Origin of the sequence: Yersinia sp. 2553 StPb PI, assembly GCF_052217105.1 — a bacterium.
Lineage (GTDB): Bacteria > Pseudomonadota > Gammaproteobacteria > Enterobacterales > Enterobacteriaceae > Yersinia > Yersinia enterocolitica_E.
In genome coordinates this window covers 2566695-2588512 of sequence record NZ_JAZGPX010000002.1, presented here as the reverse complement: position 1 = coordinate 2588512, position 21818 = coordinate 2566695, and the positions used below count along the sequence as shown (strand labels likewise).

The following is a 21818-nucleotide window of genomic DNA, read 5'->3' as shown; positions in this document are numbered from 1 at the left end:
TTGGATAAGAAGATACCAGTGAATTTATTATACATTATTACAGGGTTAGGTATGGGGGGGGCTGAAAAACAGACGGTCTTGCTCGCGAATAAGATGCTTTCGGCTGGCCATAATGTCATGATCATATCGCTGACAGGTGAGACGGTGGTAAGGCCTGAACAGGGTATCCACCTGAGAGAGTTAAATTTAGATAAGAGCATTTTTAATCTATGTAATGGATTCTTCAAAGCTAGACAAATAATAAAGAAATTTAAACCTGATGTCATTCATAGTCATATGTTTCATGCCAACATATTCTCCCGGATACTTCGACTATTCACCAAAATTCCAGTTTTAATATGTACTGCGCATAATACTAATGAAGGTAGTATGCTGAGAATGTTAGCGTATAGATATACTGACCGTCTCGCTTCGCTATCCACTAATGTTAGCCAGGATGCTGTTGATTCTTTTGTTAGCAAACGGGCTTCTACTGCCAATAGAATGATTGTGGTAACAAATGGAATTGATACCTCTCAATTTGATTTTTCGGTAAGTGATAGACAGACGAAAAGAGCTGAGTTAGCTATATCAGATGAGACACCAATGCTATTGAGTGTTGGAAGGTTAATGGAAGCAAAAGATTATCCAAACTTACTGAATGCATACTCTTTACTTCTCAAAAATTATAGCTATAAAATTATTCCACGACTATTCATTGTGGGAACGGGTCATCTTGATAGTTATCTTAAAAACATGGCCAGTGAACTTGCTATTGAGCAGTACGTTACCTTTCTTGGACGCAGGGATGACATCCAGCAACTAATGTGTGCTACCGATATTTTCGTGTTGTCTTCCGAATGGGAAGGGTTTCCGCTGGTTATTACTGAAGCGATGGCATGTAAAAAGTTAATTGTTGCTACAGACTCTGGTGGTATTAAGGAGGCTTTAGGTGAATGTGGCGCTGTTGTCCCAGTTAAAGATCCTGACGCTTTGTCTAATGCTATATATAAAATGATAAATTTATCTGATGACGATAAAGTATCGTTAGGCGAAAAAGTTAGAGCGCGTATCGTAAAAACAAATTCTATTGATAAAATAGTTGACCACTGGATATCTATATATACTTCTTGCAGAAAATAAGAGTTTAATTTATTTTTTTGTAAGGAAACTAAAAAATATCAGTGTTTATTGTTTTAATTATCACGTCTATGCGGTTTTTCTGGGGGGGGTATATGCCAACTGTAATGTTATTACTACTTTTTTTTCTGATTGTGTCATTTGTACTAACGTATTTATTACGAATTTACGCCTTTAAAAATAATATTATTGATACTCCTAACTCACGTAGTTCACATGTAATTCCAACGCCAAGAGGTGGTGGTGTTGCTATTGTTATAAGTTTTTTAATCGGCTTAGCGATTTTTTATTTTCAAGGTTATTTAACGACTCTTACGACAGTCGGGTTAATTGTCTCTGGTGGGGTAATTGCTATAGTCGGATTTTGGGATGACCACGGGCATATTGCTGCTCGTTGGCGTCTCATGGCACATTTTTCTTCAGCAGCATTTTTATTGTTTTGTCTAGGCGGTTTCCCGCCATTAACTATTTTTGGGACAATAATCTATTTGGGTATTGTCGGTAACATTTTGGGCCTGCTATTTTTGGTATGGATGCTTAATCTCTATAATTTCATGGATGGTATTGATGGTTTGGCGAGTGCTCAAGCCGTAATGGTCAGTCTCGGTGCGATCGTGATCTATATAATTAGTGGTGATAAAGTTGGCTTAGATAACTATCTGGTTCTTTGGTTGCTGGCGGTGACTGTCTTAGGGTTTTTATTATGGAATTTCCCTCCTGCAAAAATATTTATGGGAGACGCAGGTAGTGGTTTTCTGGGATTAATCATAGGCTCTCTAGCGATAAGTGCCGGTTGGATAGAATCAAAATTTTTCTTCTGTTGGTTGATCCTGTTGGGTCTATTTATTGTCGATGCAACATGGACTCTCATTCGTAGAATTTTGGGTGGTTTTAAAGTTTATGAAGCTCATCGAAGTCATGGTTACCAGATTGCATCCAGAAGATTTAAAAGACATTTACCAGTTACATTATCTGCTATCGTTATAAATATTGTTTGGTTATTCCCTATTGCATTGCTCGTCGGACTAAATACCATTAATCCAATGGTTGCTTTGATTATTGCCTATGCTCCAATTATATATTTGGATTATAAGCTTGATGCGGGTGTGAAAAACAATTAAGTCAGTTGCGTTTTATTTTAATTCTGACTAAATTTTCTTAAATAGTCATTAGTTTGAATTGCGTTTTCTGGCTTGGGATTAGGTATTATATGTTTCTCGTATTTCTATTATCTTTACCAAGAACTGTTAAAAGAATTATTATGTTGTTATTAGATGCTACTCTCATCGGGTTAGCATATTGGGGCGCTTTTTGGGTTCGCCTGGATGTTGATAGTCCATTTAGCAGCACTGAACAATGGGCTGCATTGGCCGTAATTATACCGCCAACGCTTTTAGTCTTTATCCGACTCGGGTTGTACCGTACTGTACTTCGCTATGTCAGTGCGAAAATTGTCACTACCGTGTTCGTCGGTGTAATACTTTCTACGGGTTTACTTGTTTTTGGTTCCTACTTCTTAGGTGTCTACTTGCCAAGAACAGTATCAGTCATGTTCTTTGTATTCTCGTTAGTCCTTATTTGTGGTTCTCGGTTGTTCTTCCGCATGTTACTGAACTATGGTGTTAGAGGACAAATTCCTGTTGTTATTTATGGCGCAGGTGCTTCTGGTCGGCAATTGTTGCCTGCTTTAATGCAAGCTAGCGAATATTTTCCTATTGCGTTTGTTGATGATAATCCTAAGTTACACAAAGCAGTTATTCATGGATTTACTGTTTATCCTTCAGAGAAACTTGAGTATTTGATAGGTCGTTACGGTATTAAAAAAGTCTTACTTGCAATGCCAAGTGTTAGCCAAAGCCAGCGTAAAGCTGTGGTTGGTAAGCTAGAAAATCTTTCTTGTGAAGTCTTATCTATCCCTGGTATGTCGGACTTAGTTGAAGGCCGAGCACAAATCAGCAGTTTAAAGAAAGTCTCAATTGAGGAATTATTGGGGCGTGATCCAGTTGTACCTGATGAAAAGTTATTAGCCAAAAATATCACTGGCAAGGTCGTTATGGTAACCGGTGCTGGCGGTTCAATTGGCTCTGAATTATGTCGCCAAATAATTATTGAAAAACCACAATTATTGGTTCTTTTTGATGTCTCTGAATTCTCTCTTTATTCTATTGAAAATGATATAGCGGCAATATGCAGGAGCCATAAAATTGATTCGGAATTTGTCGCATTACTCGGTTCAGTTCAAAATGAAAGTAGACTAGTGCAAGTAATGACTAACTTTCAAGTGAATACTGTCTACCATGCTGCCGCTTATAAGCATGTTCCACTGGTTGAGAATAATGTTATTGAAGGTGTGAGAAATAACATATTTGGCACTCTATTTTGTGCAAAGGCAGCCATTAAGTCGGGAGTCGAAAAGTTTGTTTTGATATCGACTGATAAAGCGGTGCGGCCAACCAATACCATGGGGGCCACCAAGAGAATGGCTGAACTTGTATTGCAGGCATTATCTAATGAGCAATGTCATACAAAATTCTGCATGGTACGTTTTGGCAATGTTCTAGGTTCCTCAGGTTCTGTTGTTCCGCTATTTAAGAAACAAATCGCTGAAGGGGGGCCAATCACGCTCACCCATAAAGATATTATCCGCTACTTTATGACTATCCCCGAAGCGGCACAACTGGTTATTCAAGCTGGGGCAATGGGGCAAGGAGGCGATGTGTTTGTATTAGATATGGGAGATCCTGTTAAGATTATCGACTTGGCTAAGCGCATGGTCAACCTTTCTGGGCTTTCAGTTAAGAGTGATGAAAACCCTGATGGTGATATTGCGATAGAAATTTCAGGTTTGCGCCCAGGTGAAAAATTATACGAAGAGCTATTGATTGGAGAGTCGGTACAAAATACCTATCATCCCCGAATTATGACTGCTACTGAGGTGATGCTTGAATGGGATAAACTAAATGTATTGCTCAGTACAATTGAAAGTGCTTGTAATGACTTTGATTATGAATATATTCGCTCTTTATTATTAGAGGCTCCTGTTGGTTTTCAACCAACAGATGGTATTTGTGATTTGGCTTGGCAAAATAGCTATCACAAAAAAAACATGTCTATTAATGTTAATTAATGGGGTTAGGGGCATTTATAAATAGGTTGGTGTTTTTATCGCTTATGGAAAAAATATGAAAAACATTGCATTCGTAATCACTAAATCAATAATTGGTGGTGCGCAAGGTTGGGTTTTAGAACAAGTTAAATTACTTAAGGATGATTGTAATATAATATTGATAACCTCTGAACCAGGCTGGTTAACAGAAGCTATAGTTTGCGATAAAATTATTATCATCCCTGAGATTAGAAAAATGGCCAGTATTAAAGCTATTTATTGTTTATATAAGGTGCTCAAGGATAATAAAATTGATGTAGTGGTTTCAAGTTCAGCTAATGCAGGTCTTTACAGTCGTCTGGCTCGTTTATTTTTACGTTTTCGCGGCGTGTATGTTTCACATGGCTGGTCATGTATATACAATGGCAATGTGTTAAAGTTTATATTTTGTTATATTGAAAAACTGCTTTCAAATATTACTGATGTGATTTGGTGTGTGTCTCAAAGTGATGCTGATAAGGCGGTTAATATTATTGGTATTAAACCTGAAAAGATTGCGGTCCAGCTTAATGCTATAACACCATTGATTGAACGTTCTGATCGGCCGTGTAAAAATAAAATAATTTATGTATGTCGACTTGCTTATCCTAAACGACCTGATTTGATGTTGAAAGTTGCTGCCGTTAATCCTCATTTTAATCTCGATATGGTTGGAGATGGTGAGTATTATAAAGAACTTGAGAAAGAATATAGCAGTTATAAAAACATTCATTTCTATGGGGAAATTAAAGGATTTAACAGGTTTAATGACTATGATGTGTTTGTGCTAACATCTGAAAGTGAAGGTTTGCCAATGGCTGCGATTGAGGCGGTCAGTGCTAGTCTACCTATCATCATAAGTAATGTGGGGGGTTGTGCTGAAATAGTCGACCAAAATGGTATTCTGATAAATAACACGACAGAAAACCTAGAAAGTGCTCTCAATACCATATTTTCAAATTATGACTTCTTTTACAAATCTGCACAGATGCAAAAGAGTAAATTCGATATAAAGAATGTTAAAGATAAGTGCAGAGAGATAATATTTGGGCCGTAATATGAAACTCTAAATCATTACATTTTAAAGGTAGATTATGACTGTTTTAGTTACTGGTGGTGCAGGTTATATTGGCTCGCATACGGTATTAGTATTATTGGAGCAAGGGGAAGATATTGTTGTATTAGACAATTTATCTAACGCTTCTGCTGAGTCATTATTACGTGTTTCCGAAATTGCTGGCTGCTCGGCTACATTTTACCAAGGTGATGTATTAGACAAAAGTTGCCTAAGAAAAATATTCTTAGAGCACAGTATTGATTCTGTTATTCACTTTGCTGGCCTAAAGTCGGTAGGTGAGTCAGTGATTAAACCTATAGAATATTATCAAAATAACGTTACAGGTTCTATCACCCTACTTGAAGAAATGTTAATTGCAGGTGTAACGAAGCTGATATTCAGCTCATCAGCCACAGTATACGGTGATCCTGAGTTTATCCCACTGACCGAGGATGCGCGTATTGGAGGCACGACCAATCCATATGGTTCATCGAAAGTCATGGTTGAACAGATATTGAAGGATTTCTCTTTTGCTCACCCCGAGTTTGCGATAAGAGCATTGCGTTATTTTAATCCTGTTGGCGCCCATCCTTCAGGTTTGATTGGCGAGGATCCAAATGGAAAGCCAAACAATCTGTTGCCGTTTATTACTCAAGTTGCGGTTGGTAAACTGCCAAAATTAGCCGTATATGGTAATGACTATCCGACTAACGATGGGTCAGGCGTACGTGATTATATTCATGTTATGGATCTTGCTGATGGGCATGTTTGTGCACTTAATCGGCTGACTGCTGGGTACAAAGTTTATAATCTGGGGTCAGGTGTAGGATATTCAGTACTTCAGATGGTGAGTGAATTTGAACGCATTTCGGGCAAAAAAATCCCCTATGAAATAACGGCGCGTCGGGCTGGTGATATCGCGGAGTGCTGGGCAAGTACTGAACTCGCGCTCAAAGAATTAGATTGGAAAGCTAAGAGGAACCTAACGGAAATGATAAAGGATGCATGGAACTGGCAACAATCAAATCCTAATGGTTATGCCCGCTAAATTCATGCTTACATATGCTAAAATCCCTTATCTTCCCATTTCAATTTGTAACTCAAAACAATGAAATTTCCTGGTAAACGCAAATCTAAGCACTACTTTCCGGTGAATGCCCGTGACCCTTTATTGCAACCGGCGCAGACTGAAAATGAAGTGAGTACCTCTTATATCGTTGGCATTGACCAGACGTTGGTTGATATTGAAGCCAAGGTTGATGAGAGCTTTATTGCCCGTTATGGTCTGAGCCAAGGGCACTCTTTAGTGATTGAAGATGATATCGCTGAAAACCTTTATCAGGAACTAACTGCTAATGGGTTGATTACTCATGAGTTTGCTGGCGGTACCATTGGTAATACCTTACACAACTATTCTGTCCTTGCTGATGATCGTTCCATCCTGTTGGGCACCATGTGTAGCAATATTAAGATCGGAAGTTATGCCTATCGCTATCTGTGTAATACCTCAAGTCGCACTGACCTGAATTATTTGCAGGCAGTTGATGGTGCTATTGGCCGCTGCTTTACTTTGATTAGTGATAATGGTGAGCGGACTTTTGCTATCAGTCCCGGGCAAATGAATCAGCTACGTCCTGAAAGTATTCCTGAAGATGTGATTGCAGGAGCTTCTGCTCTGGTGCTGACTGCTTATCTGGTGCGTTGTAAGCCGGATGAGCCGATGCCTGCTGCCACAATGCAAGCCATCAGCTATGCGAAGAAGCATGATGTTCCGGTCGTGATGACCCTGGGGACGAAATATGTTATTGCAGATAATCCGCAGTGGTGGCGTGATTTTCTCAACGAGCATGTTTCTATATTAGCGATGAATGAAGATGAGGCTTATGAACTGACGGGCCTGAATGATCCGTTGATGGCTTCTAACATGGCATTGAATTGGGTGGATTTAGTGCTTTGTACTGCCGGCCCGAATGGGCTTTATATGGCAGGATATACCGAAGAGGCGAATAAGCGCCAAACACAGCATCCATTATTACCTGGCGCTATCGCAGAATTTAACTTGTATGAATTTAGCCGGGCAATGCGCCAAGCGCATTGTGATCATCCATTACGTATCTATTCTCACATTGCCCCTTATATGGGCGGGCCTGAGAAAATAATGAATACCAACGGGGCAGGGGATGGTGCATTATCCGCTGTGCTGCATGATATTGCGGCGAATGGCTATCATCGTAATAATGTTCCGAACTCTAGCAAACATGTGCGTAGTTACCTTAGCTACTCCTCCCTGGCACAAGTGTGTAAATACGCCAATCGGGTCAGTTATCAGGTATTAAACCAGCATTCGCCGCGTTTAACACGTGGCTTGCCTGAACGGGAAGATAGTTTAGAAGAGTCTTACTGGGAGCGGTAAGATACCCGTCATACTTTAAGTTGCAGGTGTGTTGGCTGCTCTCATTACTCAGCCCATCCTTGGGCCTCGCAAGGCGAGGCCGCTGCAAGCAGCGTTCAAATCTGCTCCCGGCAGATTTGTCACCCCAGTCACTTACTCGTGTAAGCTTCTGGGGATTTGCTTAGTTGCTGCCTTCCCGCAACTCGAATTATTTAGGGTATAGAACTTCAATTATAAACACAGATATAATTTTAAATTGGGCAAACTGGCATTTTATCTTCTTCAGTCAGCGTTTCTATTTTCAGCATATTAAGCATGCTGTTGGCGATTTCGCGCTCCCCCATAACAACCTGGTTAGCGCCACGGTCTGAGATATAAACCACTTCATCGTCATAATGGGCGCGGGCGATTATCTCAAGGTCTGGCCGCTTAATTCTGGCTGATGCGACTATTTCACCGGCTTCGTAGCCATTTGGTATGGTCAGCAATAACCAACGGGCGCAATCCAGACGCGCCAGTGACATAATATCTGCGCTTGCAGCATTACCTAATACCGCATTAATACCTTGTTCACGGAGTGCTTCCACTCGCGGGCGCGAATTTTCTACGACGACCAGCGGGATGCCTTCCGCATGAAGTTTTGCCCCTAATAAGCTGCCAACCCGGCCATATCCCACCAATAATGCATGATTGCATAAATCTACAGGTATCTGTTTTTCCTCTTCTACCGCCTCTTCCAGAATAAGATCTTCCATCGTCTCATTTTTGGCTAAATAGCGATCTAGCAAGGTGAAAAGTAACGGGTTGAGCATAATAGACAGAATCGCTCCCGCCAGTACCAGATTACGGCCATGTTCAGACATTAAACCAAGAGAAATACCCAGCCCCGCCAGAATAAAGGCGAACTCCCCAATTTGGGCCAGGCTAACGGAAATAGTGAGTGCTGTGCGTTTTGAGTGGCCAAACAGCCGCACCAGAATGAAAGCTGCCACCGATTTACCGAAGATAATGATGGTCAATGACGCTAACACTGCTAAGGGTTCTCGTAGCAAAATCATCGGATCGAATAACATGCCGACTGAAACAAAGAACAGCACGGCAAAGGCATCACGCAGCGGCAAGGTATCTTGTGCGGCACGGTGGCTCAGCTCAGATTCGTTTAATACCATTCCTGCGAAGAATGCGCCGAGAGCAAATGATACGTCAAACAACCCTACAGCGCCGTAGGCTATCCCAAGCGCCAAGACTAAGACTGCTAGAGTAAAGAGTTCTCGCGAGCCAGTACTGGCTGTTTTAGCCAGTATCCAGGGCACCAGCCGACGACCGACGACAATCATTAAGGTTATGAAAGCGATCACTTTACCAATAGTAATCGCTAGCTCTGTAAACAGTTGGCTCAGGCTCGTGGTTTCGTTGCCCATGACTCCGGCAAATGCGGGTAATAACACTAATGTCAGTACCATTGCCAAATCTTCAACAATCAACCAGCCGATAGCAATCTGCCCTCGCTGACTATCAATCAGTTGCCGTTCTTCCAGTGCGCGCAGTAATACCACGGTACTGGCGGTTGACAGACATAACCCAAAGACCAAGCCGGTGACTAAATCCCAGCCTAATAAATGAGACAAGCCCATACCTAGCAGAGTAGCAACGGCTATTTGTGTCACGGCTCCGGGGATGGCGATTGCTTTTACTGCGAGGAGGTCTTTAAGCGAGAAGTGAAGTCCGACACCAAACATCAACAAAATAACACCGATTTCAGCCAGTTCGGGAGCTAATGAAGTATCAGCAACAAAACCCGGCGTGAATGGCCCGGCAAGCACCCCTGCGGCAAGGTATCCCACCAGTGGTGAGATGCGTAGGCGGTGGGCCAGGGAACCCAAGAGGAAGGCGAGAACAAGGCCTCCGACGATCGTGGTGATTAAGGGTGTTGAGTGGTGCATCCAGACTCCTTCTCGTTATACCCGCCATCTTTCAAATTGCAGGTGTGTTGGCTACGTTTATTACTTGGCCCATCTCTGCGAGGCCGCTGCAAGGAGCGTTTAAATCCACTCCCAACAGATTTATCACGCGCTTGCCGCCTTTTGGATGAGTATTGGGATATGTGGAGCAGCAAGCATTTCACAGCAATAACATCAGTTTATTGTATTTATGCGATCAATGCGCGATAAAAATTCATTTTTTATCGATAAAAGTCTGGTTTGGCATGGAAATTGTTTGAAGTGGTTATTTGTGGGGGACTTGCTGTTTTTGTCACGATTACACAGGGGACTCTCCCGACTGAAGTGCTAGTCTCAGTCGGGATTATAAGGTTATTACTATTACTTATCTTCTATATTGGGCAATAAGGCAGTAAATATCCCCAGTAATGGCAGGAATGCACATATTTGGTAAACCAGCTCAATACTGGTTAAATCAGCAACATACCCTAGTACAGCCGCACCTAACCCACCCATACCGAAAGCAAAACCGAAGAATAGACCGGATACCATCCCCACTTTCCCTGGGATCAACTCTTGGGCATACACCAGTATTGCAGAGAAGGCTGATGCGAGGATGACGCCAATGATTACGGTTAAAACCCCCATCCAATACAACGAAGCATACGGTAAAATAAGGGTAAATGGCGCTACACCCAGTATTGACCCCCAAATAACATATTTTCGCCCTATCCGATCACCAAGAGGACCGCCAATTATGGTGCCAGCGGCGACTGCGAATAAGAACACAAATAAATGTATTTGGGCGTTTTGTACTGAAACACCGAACTTATGCATCAAATAAAAGGTGTAATAGCTGCTAATGCTGGTCAAGTAGAAGTATTTAGAGAATATCAGCACCATTAAAATAACTAACGTCTTAATAACCGTCTTTTTAGGCAGTAATTTTGCCGATGAGGTTTTTATCACTTTGCCATGTGTTGCTCTTTGCTGTTGCTGATACCACTTACTGACTTGCAATAGCACCACAATGGCCAGTAAGGCTGCGAGAGAGAACCAGCCGACATTGCCTTTACCATAAGGAGCGATAAGAATTGCAGCTAATAGTGGGCCGAGAGCGCTACCGAAGTTGCCCCCGACTTGAAAAACTGACTGAGCCAGGCCATGGCGACCACCGGATGCCATGCGCGCGACCCGTGATGACTCAGGATGGAATACCGATGAGCCGGTGCCAACCAGCGCTGCTGCCAATAAAACCACAGGGAAAGTGGTTGCCACCGCCAGCAGCAATATGCCTGATAAGGTAAAACCCATACCAATAGGCAAAGAGTAAGGTTGGGGGTGCTTATCGGTATACAGCCCTATCAGGGGTTGCAGTAGTGATGCAGTAAGCTGGTAAGTGAGCGTGATTAGCCCTATCTGAGTAAAACTCAGTGAAAACTCGGCTTGTAATAAAGGATAAATCGCTAGAATCAACGATTGGATCATATCGTTGAGTAGATGAGATACGCTGATAGCCCCCAGAATAGAGAAGGATGTGCGTTTTACAGCGGCATTAACGGAGGGCTGGAATCCAGTCTCAGAACGATCGGTCATAGTGAGTATTCGCCTAATAATTTCACTGTTAATAATATGTTGGTAACGAATACATATTATGCAGATCGAATGATTTTTACTACATCTGACATAATTTGATATATATTCCAAAGTTATGAAATTCATGCATACATCATCACATTACAATGCCTACGGCGTCACGGTATGGTGTTGATTTATCGTGCTATTGATATGCATTACACTCTTTTCACTCATTAAACCGGGATTTATCAGGCCGGTTTTTAACGACTACATGGAGATTTGCCATGCGTTTTTCATTACCGACCACAGCATGTGCCTTGGCTGTGTCGCTGGCGTTTGCACCGGGATGGGCTGCTGCCTGGGAAAAAGATAAAACTTACGATATCACTATATTGCACACTAATGATCACCATGGGCATTTCTGGCAAAACGATCACGGCGAATATGGTTTAGCGGCACAGAAAACTGTCGTTGATAGTATTCGCAAACAAGTTGCAGCCGAGGGCGGAAGTCTACTACTGCTGTCAGGTGGGGACATCAACACCGGCGTGCCTGAGTCTGATTTGCAAGATGCGGAGCCTGATTTTCGTGGTATGAACCTAGTCGGTTACGACGCGATGGCCATCGGCAATCACGAATTTGATAATCCATTGAGTGTGCTGCGACAACAAGAGAAGTGGGCAACTTTCCCGTTGTTATCGGCCAATATCTACCAGAAAAGTACGCAACAACGCTTATTTAAGCCTTATGCCTTGTTTGATAAGCAAGGGGTGAAAATTGCGGTAATTGGTTTAACGACTGATGATACTGCCAAGATCGGGAATCCCGAGTATTTCACCGATATTGAATTCCATGTCCCGGCCGTTGAAGCAAAACAAGTCGTCGATCAACTGCGAAAGACCGATAAGCCTGACATTATCATCGCCGCTACCCATATGGGGCATTACGATGATGGCAAGCATGGTTCGAATGCTCCAGGTGATGTAGAGATGGCTCGCAGCCTCCCCGCAGGCTATTTAGATATGATAGTGGGTGGTCACTCGCAAGATCCGGTTTGTATGGCCAGTGAGAACCATAAGCAGGCTGATTATGTTCCCGGTACACCTTGTGCGCCTGATCGTCAGAACGGAACCTGGATTGTTCAAGCTCATGAGTGGGGTAAATATGTTGGTCGTGCTGATTTTAAATTCCGCAATGGTGAGTTGAAACTGGTGAGTTATCAGTTAATTCCAATCAATTTAAAGAAAAAAGTTGAGAAGGCTGATGGTACCAGTGAGCGGGTCTTTTATACCCAGGAGATTGCGCAAGATCCATCGATGCTGAAGCTACTTACGCCTTTTGAAGAGCAAGGTAAGGCGCAGTTGGATATTAAAGTTGGCAGTGTCAATGGCAAGCTAGAAGGTGATCGTAGCAAGGTTCGTTTCGAACAAACCAACCTGGCGCGGATGTTATTGGCTGCGCAAATGGAACGAGCGGGTGCAGACTTCGCGGTGATGAGTGGTGGTGGGGTGCGTGATTCTATCGATGCCGGTGATATCACGTATAAAGATGTGCTTAAGGTCCAGCCATTTGGTAATACATTGGTTTACGCCGATATGAAAGGCAGCGAGGTCGAGAAGTATCTGGCTGTGGTGGCGAATAAAAAAGTCGATTCAGGTGCTTATGCACAATTTGCCAATGTCAGCTTGGTCGCTGATGGTAATGGCGTCAGTAACGTAAAAATACAGGGTAAGCCATTAGACCCGAATAAAATGTATCGTCTGGCTACCCTGAATTTTAATGCATTAGGCGGCGATGGCTACCCGAAAATCGATACCTTACCGGGCTATGTGAACACCGGTTTTATCGATGCTGAAGTGTTAAAACAGTATATTGAAAAGCACTCTCCGCTGGATGCCAGTCAGTATCAGCCGAAAGGCGAGATTGTTTATAAGTAAGGCGTGAAGCCAGAAGCCTCCATTTGGCAGTGGAGGCTTCTGGTGAATTGCATGAGATATAGGCAGCGCGGTGCGGGTTTGTAATGCAATAAATTAATTAATCGCGCTTAGCAATATCGGCAAAGCTGCCTTGTAGCAACTGGCATAAATCTGTTGCAGCCAATTCAATATCTAACCCCCGCTTTCCGCCAGAAACGAATATAGTGGCATACGCCTGTGCCAAGCTATCGATAACCGTCGGTAAGCGCTTTTTCTGCCCTAATGGACTGATACCACCGACTAAATAACCGGTGGTGCGCTGCGCCAATTGTGGGTCAGCCATCTCCGCCTTTTTGGCACCCAAAGCACGCGCAACTTTTTTCAGATCAAGCTGGGTGGCGACAGGGGTAACGGCAACCGCCAAATTTTTGGCATCACCATTCAAGGCGACCAGCAAGGTTTTATAAACCTGATCAGCATTAAGCCCCAACTTTTTAACGGCTTCATCGCCAAAGTTGGTTTCTGCTGCGTCATGGTGATAAGGATGTAATGTGAACGGAACTTTTTGTTTTTCCAGCAAAACGACTGCAGGTGTCATAATAAACGTCCAATTAAAAATGAAAATTTATTCCAGTGGATTATCCTACACCCAATCATTGCGATAGAGTTAAAAATTAACCTAATAAAATCAATGGCATCATGATGGATTGCCGGAGTTATGATGAATGTAAGTTGCTAATCTAATCGTCAGGTTGCTACCCTGTACCTGCAGCTCATATTATCCGCAAGGAGTGTGGGCGCTTAATAACTAAAATAATGAAAATTCCTCTTTGACTGGCCGATAGCGATATCGGCCATTTTTTTACTTTTATTGGTGATTACTGCTCGCTGAGTTGCAACAAATCAGGAAGATTACCCTCGCCATACAGATGCAGTGCACCGACCGCGACCACATAACGCCCGGCTGGCAGATGTTCTAGTTGCTGCTGCCAGCATTTATTCCGTTGAATCATCAGCACATCGTATAGATTTTGGCTAAAAGTTGGCGCCAGTGTGGTTAGGTCATTGGTGGGGGGATGTTCCAGCCACCAGCCAATCATGGTTTGCAGCAGGCGTGCGTTGGTGTGCCAATGGGTCAGAGTATCAAGCAGTAAAGACATGCCGTTATCAGGTAATGTCTCCAGTAAATCGAGTTGCATTTGTGTTCCTTCCAACTCTATAACACTTTTTTCTTGTGCTGCTGCCGCTTTCAATAATTGATAATCGATGCCGTATTCCCCACGCAATCCCAGACGTTGAGCCTGGCGAGCCTGAAGCATTAAGGCGACCTGCCATGCCGGTAGAAAGGCCATCGAGTGCGGATCAGTGCTCAGCTCTTCGCAGCGCTGTAACAGTTGCTGATATTGCTCCTCAGGTAATCTATCGATTAATGCTTCGCTGAGGGTATCGGTACCAAAAGGTGAGGAGGTGTCGGTGATATCAGCTTCGACAATAAGTGCATCAGCCTGATTCAATTTATTCAGTAATTCGTGGGGGAGGGGGAACATGTTCTCGGTTCCCATATGAATACTGCCAACCATATGGAAGTGGCGTTCACCGGGTAAGGTGATATCCAACGCCGGATAGGGGTAGGTCGCCGGTGTTAGGATACCGAGAAATCGTGCGATGTGGCGTAATAATTGGCCCATATCCATGTGGTTCCCTTTTTAGCATTTCTTAACATGCTAAACGCTAAATGGCGCACATGAAAGTGTTGTGCGCCATTAGGCTATACCCTTTGTACTTGAAGCCGCAGGGGGTTAGCTGCTCTTGTTACTCGGCCCATCGCTGAGCCTACCTGCAACGCCAATGACTTTGGGGATATCAGGAGCGCTTACTGCTTAGGTTTAAAACGCAGTAAACGGTTAGCGTTGCTGACTACGGTAATGGATGACAGCGCCATGGCCGCCCCTGCCACCACCGGGCTAAGTAATGTTCCGGTGAACGGGAACAGAATTCCCGCAGCAATCGGAATACCCAGTGCGTTGTAGAAAAACGCACCCAATAGGTTTTGCTTCATATTGCGCAATGTTGCTTTGGCAAGCTCCACGGCATCCGCAACCCCATGCAGACTGTGGCGCATTAGCGTGATAGCCGCAGTTTCAATCGCGATATCACTACCACCACCCATGGCAATCCCAACATCCGCTTGTGCCAGTGCAGGGGCATCATTGATACCATCACCAATCATCGCCACTTTATGTCCGGCGGCTTGCAGTTGCTTGATAGCCTCAGCTTTACCCTCCGGCAATACACCCGCGATCACCTGATCAATACCGGCTTCTTTGGCAATGGCATTGGCGGTAATTGGGTTATCACCGGTTAACATCACCAGACTGTATCCCAGTTGATGCAACCGTTGCAGAGCGCTGACACTGTCGCTGCGCAGTGGGTCGCGGATCGACAGCAGTGCCGCGGGTTTACCCATCGCGCTGAGGATAACCGGGGTAGCACCACTTTCAGCTTGCTGCTGCATGAGTGATTGCAACTCACGGGTATCAATGCTCTGTTCCTCCAGCAGGCGGTTGTTCCCTAGCAACAAAGGAATGCCGTCAACTTCACCACTGACACCCAAGCCACGTAAGGTGCGGAACTGACTGACGGTAGCCAGCGTCAGCCCTTCGGCACGTTGCAAAATAGCGCGAGCCAATGGGTGATTAGAGCCGGTTTCTAGTGCTGCGGCCCATTCCAGCGCTTGTTGTTCGCTGACACCGTTAAAGGTATGAATTGCCACCACTTGCGGGTGACCTTCCGTTAGTGTGCCGGTTTTGTCGAACACCAACGTATCGAGATTACTGGCTTGCTGCAATGCATCGGCATCACGTACCAAAACACCAAACTCGGCCGCCCGCCCGACGCCAGAGATGATAGACATCGGCGTCGCCAGTCCAAGCGCGCAGGGACAAGCGATAATGAGCACTGTGGTAGCAACCACCAGGGTGTACACCAACTGAGGCTGTGGACCGAGGAAATACCAAATCAGCCCGGCGATAACAGCAATTGCCACCACGGTTGGCACAAATACCGCCGAGATTCGGTCCGCCAATTTGCCGATTTCTGGTTTACTGCTTTGCGCCTGACGAACCAGTTTGATGATGCGAGCCAGTGTAGTTTGGCTACCAATGGCATTGGCGCGGAACAGTACCGACCCATCCTCTACTTGGGTACCTGCATGTACCACATCACCTGCTGATTTTTGTTGTGGGATAGGTTCGCCGGTCAGCATGGCTTCGTCCATCCACACTTCGCCCTGCACAATTTCACCATCAACCGGTACTCGGTCACCGGTAGTCAGACGCAAGGTCATGCCCAATTGGACCTCAGCCAGAGGGATCACTTGCTCGCCGTCGTCAGATACCCGCCGTGCTGTCGGTGGTGCCAGGTCCAGCAGTCGCTCCAACGCATTAGATGAGCGCTGTCTGGCGCGTTGTTCCATCGCATGACCAAGGTTAATCAAACCGATTATCATGGCGCTGGCTTCATAATAGAGGTGGCGCGCCTCCATCGGGAAAACATCCGGCCAGATATTCACCGTAATGGAATAGAGCCACGCCGCTCCGGTACCTAGTGCCACTAAGGTATCCATGGTGGCACTGCCATTTTTCAGGCTGATCCAGGCGTTGCGATAGAAATGGCCACCCGCAAATATCATCACCAGCAGAGTAATCACCCCGACAATAAGCCACGGCGTCTGGGTTTCTGGCGTTAGCGTCATACTGCCGCCGAATAACCCCCATCCCATCAGTGGGATACCCAACAGCAGGCCCAGCGCTGCTTGCCATTGGAAGCGCTTCATACTGGCTTGGGACATCTGTTGCTGACGTGCGCGGCGCTCGCCTTCGTCTTCAATAATTTCTGCACCATAACCGGCATTTTTGACGGCTGCGATTAAGGCTTCATTGCTTGGGTTACCGGTGACTAACGCGCTACGTTCCGCCAAATTGACGCGCGCAACCTCAACCCCATCAACCCCTTCCAGAGCATGTTGTACTTTGGATACGCAACTGGCACAGCTCATTCCGGTTAGTAATAACTGGACGCTATCGATATCTACCGCTGTGGTTGGGTTAGCGGTCTCTGTTTTATTAATCTCAGGTGTTACTGCCGGAATAGTTGAAGAGGCCGCTGCCTGATATTCCGGCTGAGATGGGGCTGAGTGAGTCAGCGGCTCAGTTTTTGGGGATAGGGCACCTGGCAGTGCGGCGTGATAACCCGCCTGTTCCACGGCATTAATCAGCACCTGCGGATCAGCTTTGCCATACACTTTCGCGCTATCCACACTTACCACGGCCGCAATCACACCGGGAACGGCTTCCAGCGCTTTGCGTGTAGCTTCAGTACAATGACCGCAACTTAAGCCTGAGAGCTGTAATTGTGTATCGGGTGTTTGGGCTGCTTCTGCCTGATAACCGGCTTGTTTGACAGTATCAATCAGCGTGTTGATATCGGCTTCACCGGTCACTTTGGCATAGTTAACGTCGACTTCAGCATGATGAATATCTTCACGACTTTCTAAGGCGGTCTTCACTCGCTTGGCACAATTCATACAGGAAAGACCATGCAAGGCCAGCACTGTGGTTTGCAACATAATTAACTCCTTATCGAGTAACCACTTATCCGTTCATTTCGTCGGGATAAGTTTAGTCGGTAATCCCAGTCACATCGCTTATTGTCGCTGATAATGGATTTATCCATAACCTTAAGCTGTACAGGTTTTATTCCGCTTGACTGACATCGTTATTTTCACTAATTATGGAGGTTAAACCTTCCAGCAAGGGGAAGGTCAAGGGGGAAGTATGAACATAAGCGATGTGGCAAAAAAAACCGGTTTAACTAGCAAAGCCATACGTTTCTACGAAGAAAAAAAACTGCTGACACCGCCTATCCGCACTGATAACGGCTATCGCAGCTACAGTGCCAAACACATTGAAGAGTTAACACTGCTACGTCAGGCACGGCAGGTTGGCTTTACACTGGATGAATGTCGCGAGTTACTGGCATTATTTCATAACCCGGCCCGCCACAGCGCGGATGTGAAAGCGGCGACGCTACTAAAGGTTGCGGAAATCGAGCAACATATTGATGATCTTAACCAGATGCGCTTGCGCTTGTTAGCGTTGGCAGATGAGTGCCCAGGGGATGATGGCGCAGATTGCCCGATTATCAATAATTTGTCGGGATGTTGTCATTCGGCAGCTAAGCAGGCTGGCGATGATAAGGAGAAAGTTGTTAACAAACAGATGGTTGTGGGGGGTGAAACAGTTGTTAGTTAACTGACAGGCCGCTCAACTGACGGCCTGCCGGTCAATATGCTACTGACGATAATATAGGTATTACTGAGGGATGGCGCGGACATGCAAGGTATTGCCTTCCACGAATATCACTTCAACTTCGGTACCAACACCCAGTTCGGTCGCGCAATAAATACGCCAGCTACTGTCACCAACCCGCATGCGACCAAAACCATCAATAGTCGGTTCGGTCAATGTGGCTCGCGTACCCAATAGCTGATGGGTACGTTGATTCAGCATGGCAGGTTGTGGTTTGATGCGTTTACTCAGCCAATACCACCACAGGAATGCAGCAACCACCGTCAGGACGGAAAATAGCACGCCTTGCATCTCCCAGCTAAAGGGAAATAGCCAGACTAACGCGCCCACGACTACGGCGGCAACGCCGCTCCACAGCATATAACCACTGGCACCTAGCATCTCGGCGGCCAGAAGCAGCCCGCCGAGGGATAGCCAAAACCAACTTGGATTCGCGGCAATTTCCTCCAGCATGGTTATTTACCTCGGCTGTTTTTACTCTCGCCAATCAGTTCTGCAATTCCACCGATAGCACCCATCAGGCTGCTGGCTTCTAGCGGCATCATAATGACTTTGCTGTTATTGGCGGAGCCGATGTGTTGCAGTGCGTCGGTATATTTCTGTGCCACAAAGTAGTTAATGGCTTGAATGTCACCGGCAGCAATAGCCTCAGAAACCATTCTGGTAGCTTGAGCTTCAGCTTCAGCACCACGCTCACGGGCTTCTGCTTGCAAGAATGCGGATTGACGTTCACCTTCAGCTTTCAGAATCTGTGATTGCTTCTCACCTTCAGCACGCAAAATTGCGGCCTGACGAACCCCTTCGGCTTCCAGAATATCAGCACGTTTAGTACGTTCCGCTTTCATCTGAGCATTCATCGCAGAAATCAATTCAGCCGGTGGGCGCACATCACGGACTTCAATACGAGTCACTTTAATGCCCCACGGGTTGGTGGCTTCATCAACAATATGCAACAGGCGGCCGTTGATGTTGTCACGTTGGGACAACATTTCATCCAGCTCCATAGAACCTAAAACAGTACGGAAGTTGGTCATGGTCAAATTGATGATGGCCGATTCCAAATTGCTGACTTCATAAGCTGCTTTTACTGGGTCAATAACCTGGATAAAGCAGACTGCATCAATTGCTACGTTGGCGTTATCGCGGGAAATGATCTCCTGGGATGGGATATCCAAGACTTGTTCCATCATATTGATTTTGCGACCAACACGATCCATAAATGGCACAACGATGTTCAAGCCTGGCATCAGGGTTTTGGTATAACGACCAAAACGCTCGACAGTCCACTGAAAACCTTGTGGAACAATTTTGATTGAGGAAAACACCACAATCAGGGCTACAACGATAAGAACAGGGATGACCGTAAACATATTTAACTTCCTGTCAGCAATGATATTTGTTTCTTAATATTACGTGACCGGTGGTTAAATGCCTAACTAAAGGCAGGTAAAAGCGTGTAAATGAGAAAAAACTTGGCTGGGGCAGAATAAAACCGCGCGGGATGCCCCCGCGCAGTAGCAAATAAGGGATCGCCAAAAAGGTTATGGCGATTAACTTTCGCTGTCAGTACAGTAATGAGTAAAGTTGACGACGATATTTGGCGGCCAGTGCATCGCCGGTGCCTAGTGCAGCTAAAATATCCATTAATGTCTTACGTGCAGTACCGTTCGCGGCAGCCAGATCTTTCTTCAAATGGCTCAGCAACAGCTCTAAAGCCTCTTCATTGCGGCCAACCTGATGCAGTTGTAGCGCCAATTGCACCGCGAGTTCGACGTTATCAGGCTGCTCAGTCAATTGCTGTTGTAACTGTTGGATCTCTGGCGTGTCGGCAGCTTGTTTGAGCAACTCAATCTGAGCAATCAGCCCTTGATAACGGGTATCACGGTCTTGCAGTGGAATGGTTGCCAGCACCGTTTCAGCATCTTCACTGCGGTTCAACTGAATTTGCACTTCAGCCAGTTGCAGGCCAATTTCACTGTTTTGCCCACTCAGCGCCCAGGCATCTTTCAGCAGTGGCAGTGCTTCTTGCACTTTGCCTTCGCTTAACAATTGTGCGGCTTCGGCAACTTTCAATTCTTCAGGTTTCGGCAATACCCGTTGTAATAGCTCGCGGATAACCTCTTCCGGCTGTGGTCCTTGGAAGCCATCCACCGGTTGACCGTCTTTAAACAGATAAACCGCCGGAATTGAGCGTAAACCAAACTGTGACGCCACCATCTGCTCTGCATCGCAGTCGACACGAGCCAGAATGAATTGACCGGCATACTCTGCGGCCAGTTTATCCAGCACTGGCGTCAGTTGCAGACAATGCTGGCTGCGTTCGGACCAAAAGTAGAACAGTACCGGCACGGCCATGGATTGTTCTAAGGCCTGGTGTAGGTTTGCTTCAGTAATATCAATCGTAGTAGGTGCTAGCATGAATTATTTCTCTCATCCGTTTTAACACTAGATGGGGGCAGATTATGTTGCTTCAACCCCAACTATTTTTGGATAGTCAGTTAGGCATTGCCGCGCAGGACTTTATCTAACATTCGCCCCGGTAGGATGCGGCGCAGAATGGTCAAAGCATGGGCCACTAATGTGACAGGATAGCGCAATTGTGGGCGCGGGCTTTCCAGCGCATGGCGTAATTTCGGTAATATAGCCTGCGGGGGCAGGGTAAAGCGCTTTGCGATACCGGGATTATTGACTGGTTTATCGGCCTCGGCCTGATTGACGTTTTGTGTAAAATGGGTACTGATCGGGCCGGGTTCAATCAGACAAACATGTACACCACTGTCGTGCAGTTCCATACGTAGTGCATCAGACCACGCTTCCAACGCATATTTGCTGGCCGCATAAGCGCCGCGACCCGCGGTAGAAACCAACCCCATCACCGAACTGGTTTGAATTATACGCCCTTCGCCGTGAGGCAACATTGCTGGCAACAGCAATTGCGTGAGCTGGTGGGTGCCGAATAGATTGGTGGAAAACTGCTTTTCCAACTGCTGGCGTGAAATGGTGTGCAATGGGCCATACAGGCCGAAACCACCATTGTTAAACAGGCCGTATAGGCGCCCGCCAGTCAGTTCGATAACCTGCGCAGCAGCACGTTCCACACTGGCACTGTCATCCAAATCCAGTTCAATACCTTCCAGACCCAATTGCGTCATCTTTGCCACATCATCAGGTTTACGGCAGGCGGCCAGTACGCGATAGCCCCTGTTTTTCAAATCCTGTGCCGCAACCAGCCCGATACCGCTGGAACAACCGGTAATTAATACAGTTTTTTGCATAACTTTACCTGGTGAGTGATTCTATTT

General features: G+C 45.5%; 17 protein-coding genes. 8 read left to right on the top strand and 9 right to left on the bottom strand.

Going from position 1 to position 21818, the window contains the following annotated elements; all coding sequences use genetic code 11:
• The first annotated feature begins 18 nt into the window (after positions 1-18).
• The 6 genes from V2A84_RS13505 (at position 19) to V2A84_RS13480 (ending at position 7734) form a co-directional block, all read left to right on the top strand.
• The gene (locus V2A84_RS13505) at positions 19-1122 is read left to right on the top strand and encodes a glycosyltransferase (RefSeq protein ID WP_083159945.1); all 1104 of its coding nucleotides are present in this window, start codon (positions 19-21) and stop codon (positions 1120-1122) included.
• Between the two features lie 92 nt (positions 1123-1214).
• Entirely contained in the window at positions 1215-2240 is a 1026-nt protein-coding gene (locus V2A84_RS13500) for an MraY family glycosyltransferase (protein WP_442821163.1), read from the top strand.
• A 140-nt stretch (positions 2241-2380) separates the two neighbouring features.
• A complete protein-coding gene (locus V2A84_RS13495; protein WP_442821162.1) occupies positions 2381-4246 on the top strand; it encodes a polysaccharide biosynthesis protein in 1866 nt (621 codons plus the stop codon).
• Between the two features lie 55 nt (positions 4247-4301).
• On the top strand, positions 4302-5321 hold the full coding sequence (locus tag V2A84_RS13490) for a glycosyltransferase (RefSeq protein WP_083159939.1): 1020 nt from the start codon (positions 4302-4304) through the stop codon (positions 5319-5321).
• Positions 5322-5358: 37 nt separating this feature from the next.
• On the top strand, positions 5359-6369 hold the full coding sequence (gene galE / locus V2A84_RS13485) for a UDP-glucose 4-epimerase GalE (RefSeq protein ID WP_083159937.1): 1011 nt from the start codon (positions 5359-5361) through the stop codon (positions 6367-6369).
• Positions 6370-6429: 60 nt separating this feature from the next.
• Positions 6430-7734 (top strand): inosine/guanosine kinase, encoded by a 1305-nt coding sequence (locus V2A84_RS13480; protein ID WP_083159935.1) that lies wholly within the window; start codon positions 6430-6432, stop codon positions 7732-7734.
• A 230-nt stretch (positions 7735-7964) separates the two neighbouring features.
• On the opposite strand, the gene ybaL is transcribed toward V2A84_RS13480, so the two are convergent.
• Both ybaL and V2A84_RS13470 read right to left on the bottom strand, forming a co-directional pair.
• Positions 7965-9656 (bottom strand): YbaL family putative K(+) efflux transporter, encoded by a 1692-nt coding sequence (ybaL, locus tag V2A84_RS13475; RefSeq protein WP_083159933.1) that lies wholly within the window; start codon positions 9654-9656, stop codon positions 7965-7967.
• 378 nt (positions 9657-10034) lie between these two features.
• Positions 10035-11249 (bottom strand): MFS transporter, encoded by a 1215-nt coding sequence (locus V2A84_RS13470; protein WP_083159931.1) that lies wholly within the window; start codon positions 11247-11249, stop codon positions 10035-10037.
• 266 nt (positions 11250-11515) lie between these two features.
• Here V2A84_RS13470 and ushA point away from each other — a divergent pair, with 266 nt between their 5' ends.
• Positions 11516-13168, top strand: coding sequence for a bifunctional UDP-sugar hydrolase/5'-nucleotidase UshA (gene ushA / locus V2A84_RS13465; protein ID WP_083159929.1), 1653 nt, complete (start codon positions 11516-11518; stop codon positions 13166-13168).
• 97 nt (positions 13169-13265) lie between these two features.
• Here the strand turns inward: ushA and ybaK are convergent, their stop codons facing one another.
• The 3 genes from ybaK to copA form a co-directional block, all read right to left on the bottom strand.
• Entirely contained in the window at positions 13266-13745 is a 480-nt protein-coding gene (ybaK, locus tag V2A84_RS13460) for a Cys-tRNA(Pro)/Cys-tRNA(Cys) deacylase YbaK (RefSeq protein ID WP_083159927.1), read from the bottom strand.
• A gap of 280 nt (positions 13746-14025) precedes the next feature.
• Complete coding sequence (locus V2A84_RS13455) at positions 14026-14835, bottom strand: TraB/GumN family protein (RefSeq protein WP_442849136.1); 810 nt, start codon at positions 14833-14835, stop codon at positions 14026-14028.
• A 185-nt stretch (positions 14836-15020) separates the two neighbouring features.
• Positions 15021-17774 carry a copper-exporting P-type ATPase CopA gene (gene copA, locus V2A84_RS13450; RefSeq protein WP_442848916.1) on the bottom strand — a complete coding sequence of 918 codons (2754 nt, stop codon included), beginning with the start codon at positions 17772-17774 and terminating at the stop codon, positions 15021-15023.
• Between the two features lie 208 nt (positions 17775-17982).
• Between copA and cueR the strand changes: the two genes are divergently transcribed.
• The gene (cueR, locus tag V2A84_RS13445) at positions 17983-18459 is read left to right on the top strand and encodes a Cu(I)-responsive transcriptional regulator (RefSeq protein ID WP_083159923.1); all 477 of its coding nucleotides are present in this window, start codon (positions 17983-17985) and stop codon (positions 18457-18459) included.
• A gap of 60 nt (positions 18460-18519) precedes the next feature.
• Here cueR and V2A84_RS13440 read toward each other — a convergent pair whose 3' ends face one another.
• The 4 genes from V2A84_RS13440 to V2A84_RS13425 form a co-directional block, all read right to left on the bottom strand.
• The gene (locus tag V2A84_RS13440) at positions 18520-18969 is read right to left on the bottom strand and encodes an NfeD family protein (protein ID WP_083159921.1); all 450 of its coding nucleotides are present in this window, start codon (positions 18967-18969) and stop codon (positions 18520-18522) included.
• A gap of 2 nt (positions 18970-18971) precedes the next feature.
• The gene (locus tag V2A84_RS13435) at positions 18972-19886 is read right to left on the bottom strand and encodes an SPFH domain-containing protein (RefSeq protein WP_004704953.1); all 915 of its coding nucleotides are present in this window, start codon (positions 19884-19886) and stop codon (positions 18972-18974) included.
• Positions 19887-20079: 193 nt separating this feature from the next.
• Positions 20080-20934 carry a co-chaperone YbbN gene (locus tag V2A84_RS13430; RefSeq protein ID WP_083159919.1) on the bottom strand — a complete coding sequence of 285 codons (855 nt, stop codon included), beginning with the start codon at positions 20932-20934 and terminating at the stop codon, positions 20080-20082.
• A gap of 80 nt (positions 20935-21014) precedes the next feature.
• The gene (locus V2A84_RS13425) at positions 21015-21791 is read right to left on the bottom strand and encodes an SDR family oxidoreductase (RefSeq protein WP_083159917.1); all 777 of its coding nucleotides are present in this window, start codon (positions 21789-21791) and stop codon (positions 21015-21017) included.
• Positions 21792-21818 lie beyond the last annotated feature (27 nt).

Excerpts from the sequence above, each read along its gene's own strand:
- V2A84_RS13440 (WP_083159921.1), bottom strand. The coding sequence starts at position 18,969 with ATGCTGGAGGAAATTGCCGCGAATCCAAGTTGGTTTTGGCTATCCCTC.
- ybaK (WP_083159927.1), bottom strand. The coding sequence starts at position 13,745 with ATGACACCTGCAGTCGTTTTGCTGGAAAAACAAAAAGTTCCGTTCACA.
- V2A84_RS13455 (WP_442849136.1), bottom strand. The coding sequence starts at position 14,835 with ATGGGCCAATTATTACGCCACATCGCACGATTTCTCGGTATCCTAACA.
- V2A84_RS13495 (WP_442821162.1), top strand. The coding sequence starts at position 2,381 with ATGTTGTTATTAGATGCTACTCTCATCGGGTTAGCATATTGGGGCGCT.
- V2A84_RS13500 (WP_442821163.1), top strand. The coding sequence starts at position 1,215 with ATGCCAACTGTAATGTTATTACTACTTTTTTTTCTGATTGTGTCATTT.
- V2A84_RS13480 (WP_083159935.1), top strand. The coding sequence starts at position 6,430 with ATGAAATTTCCTGGTAAACGCAAATCTAAGCACTACTTTCCGGTGAAT.
- V2A84_RS13435 (WP_004704953.1), bottom strand. The coding sequence starts at position 19,886 with ATGTTTACGGTCATCCCTGTTCTTATCGTTGTAGCCCTGATTGTGGTG.
- ushA (WP_083159929.1), top strand. The coding sequence starts at position 11,516 with ATGCGTTTTTCATTACCGACCACAGCATGTGCCTTGGCTGTGTCGCTG.
- V2A84_RS13470 (WP_083159931.1), bottom strand. The coding sequence starts at position 11,249 with ATGACCGATCGTTCTGAGACTGGATTCCAGCCCTCCGTTAATGCCGCT.
- V2A84_RS13425 (WP_083159917.1), bottom strand. The coding sequence starts at position 21,791 with ATGCAAAAAACTGTATTAATTACCGGTTGTTCCAGCGGTATCGGGCTG.
- cueR (WP_083159923.1), top strand. The coding sequence starts at position 17,983 with ATGAACATAAGCGATGTGGCAAAAAAAACCGGTTTAACTAGCAAAGCC.
- copA (WP_442848916.1), bottom strand. The coding sequence starts at position 17,774 with ATGTTGCAAACCACAGTGCTGGCCTTGCATGGTCTTTCCTGTATGAAT.
- ybaL (WP_083159933.1), bottom strand. The coding sequence starts at position 9,656 with ATGCACCACTCAACACCCTTAATCACCACGATCGTCGGAGGCCTTGTT.
- V2A84_RS13490 (WP_083159939.1), top strand. The coding sequence starts at position 4,302 with ATGAAAAACATTGCATTCGTAATCACTAAATCAATAATTGGTGGTGCG.
- galE (WP_083159937.1), top strand. The coding sequence starts at position 5,359 with ATGACTGTTTTAGTTACTGGTGGTGCAGGTTATATTGGCTCGCATACG.
- V2A84_RS13430 (WP_083159919.1), bottom strand. The coding sequence starts at position 20,934 with ATGCTAGCACCTACTACGATTGATATTACTGAAGCAAACCTACACCAG.